Source organism: Vibrio ruber DSM 16370, assembly GCF_900163965.1.
Classification (GTDB): domain Bacteria; phylum Pseudomonadota; class Gammaproteobacteria; order Enterobacterales; family Vibrionaceae; genus Vibrio; species Vibrio ruber.
In genome coordinates, this window is sequence record NZ_FULE01000027.1 from 75451 (window position 1) to 91029 (window position 15579).

The following is a 15579-nucleotide window of genomic DNA, read 5'->3' on the forward strand; positions in this document are numbered from 1 at the left end:
AAATACGTTCCAGACAAATGCTATATTGAATGAAACAATCGATATCACACCAGATTTTGGATTATAAGACATGGAACAACTCGAGTTTTTTGATATTCCCAGCCCTTGTATCCGTGTGTGTGAAGTGGATGAGAAAGGCTATTGTCGGGGCTGCATGAGAAATCGGGATGAGCGTTTCCGTTGGTTGGAAATGGCCCCGGCAGAGAAGCTCCATGTGATTCAATTGTGCAAAATGCGTTATCGGCGAAAAATGGCTAAAAAACAAACAGCTGGTGACAAAGATAAGCACAGCCCGGATACGCCGCAGCGAGATCTATTTTAACGCATGTCTTTAGATGGATATGGTGCATGATATGAGCAGCTTTTAATCACTTTTTGCTGTGCCAGCGATCACTGACCCAGCCACCGACCTGCTCATCAAAATGGTTGCCCGTAAAATGACGGTTACCATCTGCTTTTTTTTCATTGTGAGGTTGTTCATGGAGTAGATGATGGATGTAGTTTGCCATCGGATCACCAGATGGGCTGTGTTGCTGTTTTAGGGCGACCTCCTTAATCATGTTGAGTCGATAGGTTGAACTTGAGTGTTTCATGTGACCTCCTGTGAATGAATGTTGTACAAAAAATAGCCATTTTGGGTTGCTTCGTCAACATGCATTGATTCAGTTCTCTAGCATTTTTGATCTTGGGCAAGAAATACTTGCTGCGGGATTGAATATCCGCGCTCCCTGAGTGATGGAAGTAAAAAAAAGAGATAGTCGCAGGACTATCTCTCCGGGCAGTCGTGATGATTTGTCGTATCAGATCAAATTAGCGTGTTGCTGACTGAATCTTTTCAGAAGCCTCGCGGTAGCTTTTCTCTGCGTGACGTAGGTGTTTGCTGGCTTTCAGAAAATTATCTCCGATAGCTTTCAGGCTAGCGATAATTTGTTTTTGCGCTTGTGCTTCAGTATTCATCTGCAAATCCCCTTAAGGTAAAAAATAAAAAGGCTAACGAGAGCATTGCTCATACGTTAGCCAAACTTACCGTTGTTAGAGACCTGAAGCAGAATGAACCGGAGCTATTATCTGTTTTAGCGATTCACCGCTTGGTTATTATTTTATTTTTGTGTTTGTTATACCTGTGGACGTTATGTTGTGTTTGATGACTAGCTGCGAGTATAAGAGAAGTGTGGTGGGTCTCCGAATCATTTCGAACAAAATATATCCGGTCTGGGAAGTGAGTTGCAATTTTTTGTACATTTTTTTAACGTTTCATAACAAGTTGCTTACTTATTATCATTGCTTAAGGTGGCGGGGATGAACAAAAAAGCGAAACCCCGATGTTTGGTAGCCATCGGGGTTTCTGAATTGTAGATATTACGGTTGGTAAGGCCGATTAATCTGTTATGCAAAAGGTGCTGGATTACTCCGGCTAACTCTCAAGAGAATTAGATACGGATAAAGTCCATGTGTGTTACTTTTGGCTTAAACACGTGACGTTGTACATCTTGTGGTTTTACCTTGACTTCTGCGCCGTCAATCACAAGAGTGATTGCTTCGTAGAATTCAGGCTTGTCCATTTGGTTGATGACATCATCATGGTTTAGTGCGATAGATACAGGGGCTGCATCACCACCGTAAACGATAGCCGGGAATTCACCAGCATGACGTAGGCGGCGGCTCGCACCTTTACCTAGTTCAGTACGTACGACTGCTTCAAATTTCATATTATTTACTCTCAAAATTAGTAAATGGTTTCGTAAAGTCCGGCAATGCGACCTTGCCAGACAAATTCCGTTTCACATAGATAGCGAAACGAGCGCGGATACTACCATTCTCTGCCTTCGTGGGCAATAAGTATCTTGTGGTCTAAGGTTTTTGGCTCAGTTCATCGGCAAAAATCTTGTCTCTCAGTTTCCAGAAACGCCCCGATTTTCTGGCAATCACAAATTGCGGCAACCGAAAACGATGTTGGTGGGCGACCACACGACTAGGCGATGATTCGTGAAATGGCCGGTGTTTATCGGCCAGATGCGGTCTGACGAAGCGTTGTTGAAACAGCCGTTTCTGTTTTGGGGTGGTTAAAGGCCAAAATTCATGAACCTGAGCCTGATTTTCGCCGTGATAAGTGATTTTAAGCTGGTTCTTCCCCTGAGTGTCTTTATGGAGGTTGATCTCCATATTCAGGCATTCGAAGACTAAGGCATCTTTCAAATTGAGTGCTTCTTTCAGTTTCTTATCCGGATCGACCAGTATGGTCTGGCACTCATGACAGAGGCGGGCGGCAATATCATTGTCGGCTCCGCATTCATGACAATATTTTGCCCGGAAACGATAACCACAATGATGACGCTCTTGCGTGTCTTCATCCGTAAAGTAACCCTGACAACGTCGCCCGTAATGTTCGATCAGAAATCCGCCGCCATCTAACTTGCCCCAAAAGTTATTGTTAAAACCACATGCGGGGCAGGGAACGGTAACAATCTCACTTTGACTGTCGGGCTTGGGCTCACCAATCTCAGGTTGTTCGAGATCGTATTGATTTCCGGCATAGTCGAGGATCAGACAATCTTGCTTGTTGGATGAAAGACGCAACCCCCGGCCGATAATTTGCTGATACAGACTGACTGATTCGGTCGGGCGCAGAATGGCGATCAGATCCACATGAGGGGCATCAAATCCCGTAGTGAGAACGGAGACGTTGACCATATATTTCAACTGGCGTTGTTTAAATTGCCGGATGAGCTGATCTCGCTCCTGGGACGGTGTTTCCCCGGTGATAATCGCTGTCTCTGATTCGGGCAGCAGTGCATAGATTTCTCGGGCATGATGAACGGTTGCAGCAAAGATCATCACGCCCTGACGGTGTGCGGCTTGCTGAATGACCTGTGCAATAATCTGTGGAGTAGCGCGTTTGGCCTGAGAAATGACCTTGTCCAGCTCCGAGGTTTTATACACCCCGGTTGACATCGGCTTGACCTGCGAAAAGTCATAACTGAGTATGGGGGCATCAATCAATTTTGCAGGCGTTAAAAATCCTTCATCTAATAAGTAATGGATCGGCAACTCAAAAATACAATCCCGGAAGAAACGGGGTTGTTCACTGCGTACCTGTCCACGGGTATGGTATTGATAGATCCAGCCCATGCCGAGCCGGTAAGGGGTTGCGGTTAAGCCCAGAATTTTAATTCCGGGATTATTGGCCTGAAGATGTGCAATGACTTTCTGATAGCTACTGTCTTGATTATCCGGGACGCGATGGCATTCATCGATGACGAGCAACGAAAACTGATGACTAAATGCCGCTAGGTGACGAGATACGGATTGCACCGAGGCAAACACAACTTGTTGATCGGTCTCTTTTCTGCCCAGTCCGGCAGAAAAGATCGCGCCGTTGAGTCCGTACCCTTCATATTTTTCGTGATTTTGCTCGACTAACTCTTTGACATGTGCCAGCACCAGCACCCGTCCTTTCGCCAGCCGGGCCAGTTCGGCAATGACAAGGCTTTTTCCTGCGCCGGTCGGCAGAACAATCACCGCCGGGGTATGGTGATGACGAAAGTAATGGATGACTGCTTTGACAGCATCACTTTGATAAGGACGAAGTGTATACATAGATTTAATTATTTAAGAAAAATGTGAAACTGCTCAACTAATGGCTGATTGGTGGCTATAATAGCGCACTTCAATATCATGAGGTACGCATGCGTCTGGATAAATTTTTATGTGATGCTTTGGGCATCACGCGTAAAGAAGCCACAAAAGTCATCAAACAGGGTGACATTTGTGTCAATGAACAGGTTCAAAAAAGTGGCGCGCTGAAACTGACCGCAGCAGATGAGGTGACTTGGCAGGACCAACTGATACAGTTGCACGGGCCAAAATATATCATGCTGTATAAGCCTGAAGGTTATGTGTGTTCTCACGAAGATGGTTTTAATGAAACGGCTTTTATGTTGCTTGATGAGCCTCATTTGAAGCATTTGCATTTTGCCGGTCGGTTGGATGTCGATACCACCGGACTGGTATTGATTACTGATGATGGTCAGTGGTCTCATCGTATTACTTCCCCCAAGCATCAATGTGCCAAAATCTATCGCGTGTGGCTGGCTGACCCGATTGCTGAAGATGCCGTTGCCCAATTTGCACAGGGCATTCAACTTCGCAACGAGCGGGAACTGACATTACCGGCACAACTTGAAATTCTCGGTGAAAAGGAAGCGCGCCTGAAAATCTATGAAGGCAAATATCATCAGGTGAAACGTATGTTTGCTGCAACCGGTAACAAAGTCATCGGGCTTCACCGGGAGCAAGTCGGACAAATCCGTCTTGATGAGACGCTGGCACCGGGTGAGTCGCGTTATCTGACTGAGGCTGAAGTGCAGTCTGTCTGGGAAAATCACTCTGCCGATGATTAGTTGGTGTATGTATATGTTGATGAATACGATCTGTTCATCTGAACAGTGGCAATAACCGAAACAGGAGATTTATGAGTACCGGACACGCATTAAGCCATGACAGTTCTCCGCGGATGGACTTATTACTTTTTATTATTTTAGGTGCAATTGGTGCGATTACACCATTAGCGATTGATATGTACCTGCCGGCGATGCCTGTGATTGCCCGGGATTTAGGTGTGAGTGCCGGTTCTGTCCAGATGACCTTAACGGCCTACACGATCGGATTTACCGTGGGACAACTGATTCAAGGCCCGTTCTCAGATAGCTATGGTCGTCGTCCGGTTATGTTACTTGGTATTGTCTTATTCGGTCTGTGCTCGGTGGTCTGCGCCAGTGTCAACGATATTGAAGCGCTGACTTATATCCGTGCCGCTCAGGGATTCGCCGGGGCTGCCGCTGCGGTGGTGATTCAAGCAGTGGTGCGCGACATGTTTAATCAGGAAAATTTTGCCAAGGCCATGTCCTTTATTACGCTGGTTATCACGCTGGCACCGTTAGTTGCTCCGATGCTGGGCGGACATCTGGCCGTTTTATTTGGCTGGCGCTCGATTTTCTGGGTACTGACCGGTTTTGCGGGGCTCGTTATTTTGATGGTGTTATGGAAGATTCCCGAAACCTTAAAAGAGGAAAATCGGCAGCCATTGAATCTGAAGCAGACGCTGAAAAACTATTGGCAGTTATGTCAGTCAACCCGATCACTTGGCCTGATGCTTTGTGGCGGATTCTCTTTTGCCGGGATGTTCTCTTTCTTGACGGCAGGTTCGTTTGTCTATGTTGATATTTACGGCGTAAGCCCGGACAAATTCGGTTATCTGTTCGGCCTTAATATTCTGGGAATCATGTTGATGACCAGTGTGAACAGTCGCTTTGTCAAAAAGGTTGGCTCGATCACCATGCTCCGTTTCGGGTTATTCATGCAGTTTGTGGCCGGTCTTGGCCTGTTAGTCGGTTGGTTCTGTGACTGGGGATTGTGGGGAACCGTGCCGTTTGTCGTGCTGTTTATCGGAATGATTTCGACTATCGGAAGTAATGCGATGGGGCTGCTGATGAGTGGTTATCCGCATATGGCTGGTACCGTCTCTTCATTGGCTGGTACTTTTCGGTTTGGTGTCGGCTCGGTTGTCGGGATAATAGTTGCGGCAATGCCCGGAGATGCGGTCTGGCCGATGGTGTTCAGTATGGCAGTTTGTTCTGTCTTATCTGGGGTGAGTTACTGGGTGTCTGAAAAAACCTCAAGGAGCGCATAATGACTTATCATGATGAAATTCAGTGTCTGGTGAATACGGCACTGGCAGAATTAGCGCAAGCCCATCAACGCGGTCAACTGGTCAATGCGCCCGTGGCTAATAATCATTTTCTGATTCGCTGGGTAACCAATGCTTTGAAACAGCAACGTTTTCACCGCTGTGTCGGTGATGACCTGACGCGCTGGCAGAAAGCCGGACGTTCTCAGGGAAACGATGCTGCGCTGGAACGGGTATTTCAGCGGATATCCGCGTATTACCGTTTTTTCTTCGCTCCGGATGCGTCAGCCGAGCAGCCAATTACCGACCAACAGATTGAGCTATTTCTGGATACGATGACCGAAGCAGGGTGGGAGATCTCCACTTCAGAGCCGCTGATCGGCTGCGGTAAAGTGCAGCTATTCACGGCAAGCCCCAATTCGTTAGCGCTTTGTGCACAACAGTGTGAAGCTTGTTTTGATGGTTCGCTCCTGACTCAACCGATGAGTTTCTTTGTGCGGGGGAATCATGCTCAGTTTGTTGAGCTGGCATGGCAAGCTGGCTTTATGGTTCATAAACAAACCGATTATAAATCTAATGTAAAGTACCATGGCGAGTATTGGATCTATCCGGGCAATCGCGGAAAACAATTGGCAGAAATCCCCCTCGGATTTCAGGTTGACTGAGTCAATGTGCGCAGGGAAGCAGCATTGTTATGTTTATAATCATCATGGTATTCATGAAGGCATTCGTGCCGTGCGGAATAGAAAATGAACAATATCAACTGGGATGATCTGAAGTATTTTCTGGCACTTTATGAGGCGGGTAAGGTCAATACCGCAGCACATCAGTTAAACGTCAATTATGCGACGGTATCAAGACGTATTGATCGGCTGGAAGACGCTTTAAAGTTGAAACTGTTCAATCGTACCGGTGATGGTTTTTTACCCACCATTGAAGGGAAACTATTATATGAGCGTACCATCAGCCTGAGAGATAATATTAACAACCTGTCTGAATCACTTTCGCCTGATACACTGTTTAACCAAAATATTAAGATCTCAATGGTGCCGTTTTTGGCCGAACAGTTGGTCATCGAAAAACTGCAACATCTGCACACTCGTTTTCCTGAACTGCGCTTTGAAATGGATACGTCCAGTCGAAATGTGAATATTGCCAAACAGGAAGCTGATATTGCATTAAGGATGGAGCTTCCCGAAACAGGAGAATCAATCTGCAAAAAATTGGGTGAAGTCGAGTTTGTATTGTCCGGAACCGATGATTGGATAGAACGACTGCGCAATCATGAGCCTGTCAATATCATCACCTATACGGCTGAGCTTGGTCATCTGCCAGAATGCCAATATCTGATTGACCGATTCGGTACGAAGTCGATCAAGATCCAAACCGATACGGTTGCCGCACAAAGAAAAGCTGCCGAACATGGTTATGGCATTGCTTTACTACCGAAGATAGCATTGCGTTCGAGCCCCTTATCTACAGTCAAACCAGAGATAGCGATTACGCGGGAAGTCTGGCTGTTAACCACTAAAAAAACCATGTCATCAACCGCAAAAAAACTCGTCATGGAAGAACTGGTTAAAATTTTCCACACTGAGCTACAAGGCGAGTCCTGAAATCGAAATCTTATTTGAAGTCCACATTCATTTTTGCACATCTCACCTGCATCAATAGCAATTAACTCACATTGCCGGGTCGGTATAATAGCCATTGTTTTAACAGGAGAAACAAATATGGCTAAACTCAATACACTGCGCAATATTGCCGGACTTCCGGAGCATCAAATTGATTGGAGCAATGCTATTGTTCTTTTCGTCGATTATCAAAATGAGTATGTTGATGGGATCTTGTCTTTAAATGAAGCCGGTGTGACGGCTCTGGGAAAGGCCAAAGCATTGCTTGAGACAGCCCGGACTCAGTCTGCACCGGTTTTCCATATCTTACATAAAGCGAGTGCGGCTTCCCCGGTATTTAACTGTGAGTCTCGTTTGTCTGATGCGATTGATGCAGTCCAACCAACAGCCAATGAAACCGTCATCCATAAAACCCTGCCGAATTCATTCTTTAAGACAGAACTTGAGGCATTATTGGCACAAACTGGCCGTCAACAATTGATCATCGCCGGTTTTATGAGTCATATGTGTGTCACGGCGACAACCATTAAAGCCGTAGAATTAGGTTACGATGTAATTGTTTGTGAAGACGCCTGCGCCTCGCGCCCGTTACCGGATCAGCAAGGTAATCCAATCAATGAGCATCTGGTTCACTCGGTAGCAATGGCCGCGTTGCGCGACCGTTATGCTTCAATTCAGTCTCTGACCAATTTGATCTAAATCGGTTCAGAATGAGTCTGAATTCAAAAGACCTGCATTTTTAATCGGGCAGGTTTTTGTTATTGGCTCTGTAAAAAACGCTATCACTGGCGGGTTTTGTTGTAGGGACTTTAATCTATAATTGGATAAAATGGGATTTGATATTTTACAAGCTTAGAGAGACGCTCTAGTTCAGAGATATTCACATGTTGCTGATTTAATATTTCCAGGCCTCTTTTATCGATGGTATCTTTACCCTTCAAGTTGAGATATCGGTTCAGTTCCTTTTTATCACCGATTGCTGCTAATTTAACTAAAGTCTCTACATATTCACGCTCTTCTTGTCGATAACACAAATTCATTGCGTTCTTATATAATTCACCAATAACGATCCGCTGAACTTGCTTTGTTTGGCTAAGAAGCCACTTATCTGTAATTTGGATCTTGCGTGATTTATATGTATTGCAAACCTCTATTCTCATATTCAAGCTTTCATACTGCTGCTGTAATTGAGATTCAAGACTTTCTTTGGTTTGAATAATATTAGCGCAGGCGGCACCAGAAAAAGCAATTAGTAACAATATCTTAAATGGCATTGTAAATACATTTCCAAAATTCATAATCCTTTCCCATCTGATACATAGTTTCATTCAAAGCTATCTTTTCTAGTGTTTCTCTTTCCAAAGCGGGAATTCCGGCAAGGCCATCTCTCAGATCATCCCAGTTATAATTGTAAAAATTCCAAGCTGTCGATACTGTACCGCCACTGATTGGCCCTCGTCCAACAAGTATTGCAAATACTGGTGTTACAGAAACAACACTAGCTAAATATTTAGACATATTAATCGTGCTATTCATTTCTTTTATAGCATCAATAGTTCTTGTTGAAGGGCGGTAATCACGGATAGTACAAAAATCATATTTCATTTGATAAGTCTATTCAGCCAGCAATGACTTATGCTACCACGTACTAATCAATAGAATCTAATCATCGTTTTTCCTTATTTTTGCAATCGCTATACAATGAGACCTTCCCCTAGAAAAATGCCTATATTGATAGTAAAAACTCCAATACGGGGGGCTTTGTCATTCTGGTATGTCATTTTTTCTTTTGCGACGGACTTTTGAGCCGTGCAACATCCTCATTCCGAGGAGAGCTACCGCCTTTAAATCTTGCTGAAGTAAAAGGATCACAAGAGTCTTAAGTCGGGTGTAGCGAATTCTCAACACCCGATATTGACTACCGCTCCGCCTTCCTGCAAATACGCTTGACCATGCCTTTGAAAATAAACAGGTGCGCCGGCATCATCACGAACCAATAGAGCAGGCCGTAAAATCCTTGTGGGTGCCACCATGCCCGGATGTCTAAGGTGCGGTGGGTGCCTTCATCCGTGATTGAACACTCCAGTCGGCCGAGTCCCGGGGCTTTCATGCCGAATAGCAGCGAGAGAAACTGCCCCGGCTCGCAGCGAATCACCTTCCACGAATCAATATAATCACCGACCTTCAGCTGGTCGCCTTGCGGGGCTTTTCTGACTGGTTTGCCACCGCCGAAAAAAAAGTCGAGCCATTCCCGGGTTCGCCATAAGCTATCGGCGAAAAAATAACCTTCCGGCCGTTGGCCTATGCGCTGAATCACCGCCCAGAGTTGTTCGGTTGTTGCTGTGGTTTGACATGTTGCGCCAGCCTGCTTGGGATAATAGCCATAACCCGGCTGCCAGCGATTGAGTGCATGTGGGTCGAATCCCCAAACCTGACTCCGGACAAAACGTCCTTCCCGGGCAATAGTTTGCTGCACAGCGTCGCTGTAGCTGAGTAACTTTTGGGGGTAAAGCTCGGTGATCGCGCGGTTATCGGCCACATAGTCATGGGTCAGACCGGCCAGTAATGCTTTACCAATACTGCTGGGCACTGAAGTAATCATGCCAAGCCAGTAAGATGCAATTTGGGGCGTCAGTAAACGGGTTGACCAGAGACGGAAAGGTTGGTCGGCCATCTGGCAAATAATTTTGAATTGCTCGCGATAGCTGAGCACTTCCGGGCCACCGATTTCAAATAACTGATGTCCGGTCGGGGAGGACTCTGCAAAACGCAGTAAATAATAATTCAGGTTTTCCAGCGCGATCGGATTGGCTTTTGAATCGACCCATTTTGGGGTAATGAGGATCGGCAGGTTGTAGACAAAGTCACGCATAATTTCAAAGGCAGCGGAGCCGGGACCAATTACGACACCGGCACGTAGTTCAGTGATCGGGATCGAAAGCCGACGCAGGCACTCTCCGGTCATTTTTCTGGCTTTGAGATGTTCAGAGTGCCCCGATTCCGGCTGAATGGCACTGAGATAAATTATGTGCTCAATCTGACTGTGCTCTGCCGCTTGTCTGAAATTCTCTGCTAACTGTAACTCGTAATCGAAGAAATCACCGCCATAAGCCATACCATGAACGAGAAAATAGACCAGATCAAAGTGGGGAATCAGTGCCTGTGTCGCGTCTGAGTCGGCTAAATCAAGATATGCGAGCTTAAGGTTAGAGTGAGGTTCCAGACGGGCCTTTAATGACTCAACATCACGCGTCGCGGCTGTGACGGTGTAACCTTGTGCCAGCAGATGGGGCACAAGTTGTGAGCCGATGTAGCCGGATGCACCGAGGACGAGTACATTTTTCATAAATAATCCATAAGTCGTGGGTGGTGGCAAATGTGATAATTCAGTTTACTGATATGAATCGTGATTAGCATACAGAATCCGTTTTGGGGTGTCACTGGCTCATGATATACTCAAACCGTTTTTCAGTCTTTTTGAGTCTGTAAATTCTCCTGAGTCACCATCGGCTTAGCGAGATGATCCTATCACTGGAGTTAATACGTTTTTGTCTAAGATTATCACGATTCTTTCCTCGATTCGGGGCAATTTTGTGCGTCAGTTGATTGCGATAGCAATCCCTATTGCTGTGCAGAATATTTTATTTTCCAGCCGGGGGTTGGTTGATGTCATTATGCTGGGACAACTGGGCGAAGCGGAGATTGCTGCGGTTGGTGTCGCTGCCAGAGCGACATTTGTCTCGACAATTATGCTGGTTGGTGTAACAACCGGCGGGGCGTTGCTCACGGCTCAATATTGGGGAGCCGTGAATAAGCAGGGGGTTCGCGAAAGTACCGCGTTAACTTGTCTGATCTCAATGTTTTTTGCCACCATCACCGTGTTACTGTTTCTGCTGTTCTCGGAATCGGTGATGGCGGTGGCGACCGATTCGCCAGATGTCATTCGTTTCGGAAGCGAATACCTACAGATTACGTCGGTCAGTATGTATGCTGTGGCGATGGGCAGTAGTATGGCCGTCGGGTTGCGGGCAATGCATAAACCGGGGATCAGCACTTTCTTCAGTGCTATTGGGATCGGTTCGAATGTGGTGTTGAACTGGATTTTGATTTTCGGCCACTTCGGGTTACCGGCGATGGGGATTGTTGGGGCAGCGATTGCGACAGTTCTCAGTGGTGTGATCGAAATTGTAACTTTGTATGGTTACCTTTATCGAAAACAGCATTTGTTGGCGTTTGGGTGGTATGACGTGGTTGCCGCGGTGAATTTGCGCAAAGTGAAGCGCTTTTTACAGCTCTCATTGCCAACCACTTTTAACTTTTTGATCTGGTCGGGCGGGTTGTTTGTTTATCATGCCATTATGGGGTTGAGTGGGGTGCAGGGGCTGGCTGCTTTATCGGTGATGACACCGGTGGAATCGATTTCGCTCAGTTTTATGATCGGTATTTCCAGCGCCGCAGCGGTATTGGTCGGCAATCAACTGGGCGCGAAAGAATATGAGAAAACCTACGAGCAGGCGATTGCATTGACGATTTTGTGTGTCTTTGCCAGTATCGTTATCGCTTTCTTGTTGTATTTGCTGCAAACCCCGATATTGGATGCATTTTCTGCGTTAACCCCGGAGACTCGGGCACTGGCTGAAAAGTTCATTGCGATTCTGAGTATTGGCATTGTGTTACGTTCCTTTCCGATGTCTGCAATTGTCGGTGTGCTGCGTGCCGGCGGGGATGTAAAATTCTGTCTGTATCAGGATATATGTGCCCAGTGGGTGATTGGGATTCCGGTAACGGCCATCGTCGCTGTTATGTTTCATGCACCGCCGGAGTGGGTCTATCTGGCTTTTCTGACGGAGGAATGCGTGAAATGGATTGGCTCGATTCCACGGATACGGAGTAAGAAATGGATGAGAAATCTGATAGATTCGGATATGTGAATGAGACTGCAAACTACTTTCTCCGTTATGGTTTTTAGTGTAGATTCACACCCCGAGATGTGTGAGAGTGGATCCGTAAGATGTTAGAACTGACAGACCTGTGTAAAGGCTATTTAGATGGGGAGGAGTTTCACCCTATTTTACAAGGTGCAGATCTGAAACTGACATCCGGTGAGCAGGTTGCGTTAATGGGAGAAAGTGGTTCTGGTAAGAGTACGCTTTTGAACCTGATCGCAGGGATTGATAAAGTCGATTCCGGTGACATTTGGTTTCCCAATTTTCCGATGCACAGCGCTTCAGAACATCATCGTGCTGCTTATCGTCGCCATCATATCGGTCATGTTTTCCAACAGTTTAATCTTCTGCCGACCCTTAATATTGCCGATAATATTCGCTTCTGTCGTCAGTTACGCCGACTCCCGGAAGATCAAGGATTGTGGCGTCAGATTTTATCCGCACTTGATTTAATGCCGCTGCTCGGGCGCTATCCGGAAGAAGTGTCCGGTGGTCAGCAGCAACGTGCTGCAATTGCCAGAGCGCTCTACATGGAGCCAAAACTGTTATTGGCTGATGAGCCGACAGGGAGTCTGGATGAAAAAAATGCAGAAGCGGTACTCCGGCTCCTGACATCTTTGTCCCGTAGACTTGAATATACACTGTTGCTTGTCACCCATAGTGAAAAAGTGGCCAGTCATATGGAACGGTGTGTTCGTCTACAGGGAGGGCAGTTACATGTTGTGTCCCGTAGTTAAAGGACTGCTGGGGCACTATCGTCGGTCACCATTACAGATTTTACTGGTCTGGCTGGGGCTGACATTAGGGGTCTCGATTCTTATCGGTGTGACTGCGATTACGGAACATGCCCGTAAAAGTTATGCCCATGGTGAAAAACTGTTTGCGAACCCACTGCCGTATCATATCCGCCCCCGTTCTCTGGAAAATCAGATTCCATATCAAGTCTATCAACATTTACAGCAGACAGGCTTTCATCAATGTGTCCCTTTCAGCCATTTGAAAGCTGAAACGCTGCGCGGAGAGACGATGACAGTGATTGGTATTGATCCGGTCAGTATGGCGAATGTCGTTTCGTCAAAGCAGTCTCTCTGGCAACAACCGATCCTACCGTTATTGATTGCGCCACATTCGGTAATCATCAGCCGTGAATTTGCCAAACATGAACGATTAAAAAATGGTGACTGGATTACTCTTGCATCCGGCGGGCATATCGGCCCGGTGATTGTAGATCAATATGATTGGGTTTATGGCAACCGGGTCATGACCAATCTGTCGTTGGTGCGGGCTTTAACGGGAAGGAATTCCTTATCTGTCATTGCTTGCCGGGAAATGCCGAACGAAACGTTACAACGATTAAAACAGGTATTGCCGCCAACGTTGTCGATTAATCGCCAGTACCGCTCTGATATCGGTTCGCTGACCAAAGCATTTTTACTCAATTTAGATGTGATTGGGGTGTTGGCTTTCTTAGTCGGGCTGTTTATTTTCTATCAGGCGATATCGCTTTCTTTTATTCAGCGTCAACCGCTGGTGGGGATGATGCGTCAGGCTGGTGTGTCTGGTATCGAACTGACTCAGGCACTGATGATCGAACTTAGTCTGTTGATTCTGATTTCTTGGATTTCCGGTAACGTGTTGGGACTGTTGCTGGCGGATCGTTTGATTCCGTCCGTCTATTCAACCGTGATGAGCGAACCGGAAAGCTTCTTTGTGGACTGGAACTGGCATTGGGGACTGTACAGTTTAGTCATGGCAATACTTGGTGCTTTGGCTGCATGTCTGTGGCCATTGATTCGCCTATTGAAGTCTCCCTCTATCCGTTTAACCGCTAAACTATCTTTGATTCGTTTTGCCGGGATCGAGTTTGCCTGTCAGGCGATTGCGGCGGTTTTATTATTCGCGACCGCCATTCTGATTTATCTGTTTGTGCAACAGTTGTGGATTGGATTTGTCGTACCGGCATTGATCTTGATTAGTGTCGGGTTGATGACCCCGTTTCTGTTCTGGAAAGTCTGTGACTGGCTGTCGTATCGCCTCAAAGATGTCAAACAGCGCTGGTTTTTTGCCGATGCTGCCGCAAGTATGGGGTATCGCGGTATTGCGACTATGGCATTCTTAATTGCGCTGACTGCCAATATCGGTATTGAGACTTTAGTCGGCAGTTTCCGGGGTACCATGGATCATTGGCTCAATGAAAAATTAGCCGCTGATTTGTATATATATGCTTCACCGTCATCTCAAGCAGATATGTCGCGCTGGTTACAGCAGCAGGATGAGGTGGACTTTGTCTGGAAGCGTTGGGAACGTGATATCCCGTCAGAACAAGGGCTTATTCAGGTGGTGAGTACCGGTGCAACGGATATTGAGCTGGGGGCAACAACGATGAAGGTTGCCGTACCGGATTTCTGGGAGTATTTACACCGGAGCAAAAGTGTATTAATCAGTGAGTCTATGGCTTTGAAACTGGACATTCAGCCCGGCGAGCAAATTTCACTGCCTCCTCCGCTGGGAAAAGGCTGGTATGTCGCCGGTATCTATTATGATTATGGTAACCCTTTCTATCAGGTGCTGATTTCTGAACTTGCCTGGCAGCAAATATTTGCCGGACACGGGGATATTATTCTCAATGTCCTGACCAAAACGTCGGATCTCGATGCTGAAAATCGTCTCAAGCAGCGGCTACAGAATACTTTTTATCTGGATAGCGAGCGGGTTTTTAATCACCGGACCGTTCATCAAGCCGTCATGCGGACGTTTGACCGGACTTTTTCAATTGCAGATAAACTCAGTAAAATTACCTTGCTGATTGCCGTGATCGGAATTTTCTTTGCAACCTTCTCCGGAGAGTTGGCAAGGAGAAAACACCTGACGTTGATGCGTTATCTTGGCGTATCCGGCAAAGAACTGATTATTATCGGCAGTTTACAGCTCTCGACTTTCGGGGTTATTTCTTTGTTGATTGCGATTCCGCTCGGCATTAGTTTGTCAGTGTTGGTGATGGATATGGTGATTCGCCAGACGTTTGGTTGGTCTGTACAACTCTATTTTATGTATTCCGGCTATCTGTCTACGGCATTATGGTCAATTGCTGCTCTGGTGATTGCCGGAGCAATTCCCGTCATTAAATTAACGCTACGTTCTCCCATTCAATCTTTTAGAGATTCTCTATAATCTTTAAGTGGTCATCTTTTCCTCTGTTATTTCCTTCGTTTTTTCCGAAGTGAACTATCATTAGAATCGATTTTTATATATTCAAATTGATTGTTAAAATCGTTATATGTATGTTTCAAAAAATAGTTTGAATCAGGAGCCT

Annotated in this window: 16 protein-coding genes; 9 read left to right on the top strand and 7 right to left on the bottom strand. The window is 46.2% G+C overall.

From position 1 onward, the window contains the following. The first annotated feature begins 70 nt into the window (after positions 1-70). Positions 71-322 (top strand): DUF1289 domain-containing protein, encoded by a 252-nt coding sequence (locus tag VR7878_RS09860; RefSeq protein ID WP_077335729.1) that lies wholly within the window; start codon positions 71-73, stop codon positions 320-322. Positions 323-368: 46 nt separating this feature from the next. On the opposite strand, the gene VR7878_RS09865 is transcribed toward VR7878_RS09860, so the two are convergent. The 4 genes from VR7878_RS09865 to radD form a co-directional block, all read right to left on the bottom strand. Beyond that, on the bottom strand, positions 369-593 hold the full coding sequence (locus VR7878_RS09865; RefSeq protein WP_077335731.1) for a hypothetical protein: 225 nt from the start codon (positions 591-593) through the stop codon (positions 369-371). 217 nt (positions 594-810) lie between these two features. Next, entirely contained in the window at positions 811-957 is a 147-nt protein-coding gene (locus tag VR7878_RS21080) for a hypothetical protein (protein ID WP_159440450.1), read from the bottom strand. Positions 958-1430: 473 nt separating this feature from the next. Next, complete coding sequence (rplY, locus tag VR7878_RS09870) at positions 1431-1709, bottom strand: 50S ribosomal protein L25 (protein ID WP_077335733.1); 279 nt, start codon at positions 1707-1709, stop codon at positions 1431-1433. 142 nt (positions 1710-1851) lie between these two features. Further along, positions 1852-3597 carry a DNA repair helicase RadD gene (radD, locus tag VR7878_RS09875; protein WP_077335734.1) on the bottom strand — a complete coding sequence of 582 codons (1746 nt, stop codon included), beginning with the start codon at positions 3595-3597 and terminating at the stop codon, positions 1852-1854. 89 nt (positions 3598-3686) lie between these two features. On the opposite strand from radD, the gene rsuA reads away from it, so the two are divergent. The 5 genes from rsuA (at position 3687) to VR7878_RS09900 (ending at position 8019) form a co-directional block, all read left to right on the top strand. Continuing rightward, entirely contained in the window at positions 3687-4400 is a 714-nt protein-coding gene (rsuA, locus tag VR7878_RS09880; RefSeq protein ID WP_077335736.1) for a 16S rRNA pseudouridine(516) synthase RsuA, read from the top strand. 71 nt (positions 4401-4471) lie between these two features. Further along, a complete protein-coding gene (locus tag VR7878_RS09885) occupies positions 4472-5689 on the top strand; it encodes a Bcr/CflA family multidrug efflux MFS transporter (RefSeq protein WP_077335738.1) in 1218 nt (405 codons plus the stop codon). Then, a complete protein-coding gene (locus VR7878_RS09890) occupies positions 5686-6351 on the top strand; it encodes a DUF2913 family protein (RefSeq protein WP_205409446.1) in 666 nt (221 codons plus the stop codon). Before VR7878_RS09885 ends, VR7878_RS09890 begins: the two co-directional genes overlap by 4 nt. 84 nt (positions 6352-6435) lie before the next feature. Continuing rightward, entirely contained in the window at positions 6436-7302 is an 867-nt protein-coding gene (locus VR7878_RS09895) for a LysR family transcriptional regulator (RefSeq protein WP_077335742.1), read from the top strand. Positions 7303-7419: 117 nt separating this feature from the next. Then, positions 7420-8019 (top strand): isochorismatase family protein, encoded by a 600-nt coding sequence (locus tag VR7878_RS09900; protein WP_077335744.1) that lies wholly within the window; start codon positions 7420-7422, stop codon positions 8017-8019. Positions 8020-8129: 110 nt separating this feature from the next. Here the strand turns inward: VR7878_RS09900 and VR7878_RS09905 are convergent, their stop codons facing one another. The 3 genes from VR7878_RS09905 to VR7878_RS09915 form a co-directional block, all read right to left on the bottom strand. After that, the gene (locus tag VR7878_RS09905; protein WP_139344068.1) at positions 8130-8618 is read right to left on the bottom strand and encodes a hypothetical protein; all 489 of its coding nucleotides are present in this window, start codon (positions 8616-8618) and stop codon (positions 8130-8132) included. Beyond that, on the bottom strand, positions 8584-8925 hold the full coding sequence (locus VR7878_RS09910) for a hypothetical protein (protein WP_139344069.1): 342 nt from the start codon (positions 8923-8925) through the stop codon (positions 8584-8586). Before VR7878_RS09910 ends, VR7878_RS09905 begins: the two co-directional genes overlap by 35 nt. Before the next feature lie 313 nt (positions 8926-9238). Beyond that, on the bottom strand, positions 9239-10666 hold the full coding sequence (locus tag VR7878_RS09915) for a DUF2867 domain-containing protein (protein ID WP_077335750.1): 1428 nt from the start codon (positions 10664-10666) through the stop codon (positions 9239-9241). Positions 10667-10877: 211 nt separating this feature from the next. On the opposite strand from VR7878_RS09915, the gene VR7878_RS09920 reads away from it, so the two are divergent. From VR7878_RS09920 to VR7878_RS09930, 3 genes are all read left to right on the top strand, one after another. Next, complete coding sequence (locus VR7878_RS09920; RefSeq protein WP_496477893.1) at positions 10878-12251, top strand: MATE family efflux transporter; 1374 nt, start codon at positions 10878-10880, stop codon at positions 12249-12251. An 80-nt stretch (positions 12252-12331) separates the two neighbouring features. Beyond that, a complete protein-coding gene (locus VR7878_RS09925) occupies positions 12332-13003 on the top strand; it encodes an ABC transporter ATP-binding protein (protein WP_077335754.1) in 672 nt (223 codons plus the stop codon). Then, entirely contained in the window at positions 12984-15437 is a 2454-nt protein-coding gene (locus VR7878_RS09930) for an ABC transporter permease (protein WP_077335756.1), read from the top strand. The genes VR7878_RS09925 and VR7878_RS09930 overlap by 20 nt, the downstream gene beginning before the upstream one ends. Positions 15438-15579 lie beyond the last annotated feature (142 nt).